Consider the following 674-nt stretch of genomic DNA (forward strand, 5'->3'; position numbering starts at 1 on the left):
CTGCAAACCGGCAGTATACTGCCCGCCATATAAACCAAGAGCCATAATATCATCACGGGTGTTTAAGACTTCCCTGCAATATCAAGACAAAACTAGCCCTGTCGATAAATCACCCCAAAGGTTCCACGGGGATAAATCCATTTGACAATGCCTTTGTCCTTGCACATCACTCTGCAGGTGCCACATTCCAGGCAGCCCGCATAGTCAAAGCTCATCTCCCCGTTCTTGTTCAGTTTGTAGAGAACCGCCGGGCATACATAAAGGCAGGGTTTCTCACTGCATTGGGCACAGATGGTTTTGTCTATTACGATATGGGCTTCTTCTTCATCTACATTGAATTTATTTTTGCTCAGGAGTTCTACTGCTGAAAGGCGCTCTATGCTCATAGTGATTTAACCCCCTTTATGCCCAATTGTATCAATTGCCATAGTGATAAGCCGTTGGCTTTCATAGCTCCCATCACGGTATTCTTCATGCTCTGCGGCACCTCTCCGCTGACCTTGAACAGGCTATTGAACACATCATTGGCCAGGTTGGGCACTTTGTCATATATCCAGGGAGTCTCCAGAATTTCAAAGTATCCGTCCGCCGCTTTCATGGTAGGCATGAGTTTCAGGTGGTTCAGCTCTTGCATGTAATATGACCCGGCTGCCGCCACATTATCACCGGCAGTT

The 674-nt window shown here is 47.2% G+C and carries 1 protein-coding gene and 1 pseudogene; both read right to left on the bottom strand.

The genetic code is table 11. The features are described 5' to 3' along the window. Positions 1–92 precede the first annotated feature (92 nt). A complete protein-coding gene (locus tag B2633_RS10330) occupies positions 93–386 on the bottom strand; it encodes a ferredoxin family protein (protein WP_483170555.1) in 294 nt (97 codons plus the stop codon). After that, positions 383–674, bottom strand: a pseudogene (locus B2633_RS10335) (FAD-dependent oxidoreductase); the annotation flags it as partial. The gene B2633_RS10330 and the pseudogene B2633_RS10335, both read right to left, overlap by 4 nt.

The organism is Syntrophomonas sp. UBA1041, assembly GCF_002316705.1.
Taxonomy (GTDB): domain Bacteria; phylum Bacillota; class Syntrophomonadia; order Syntrophomonadales; family Syntrophomonadaceae; genus DTU019.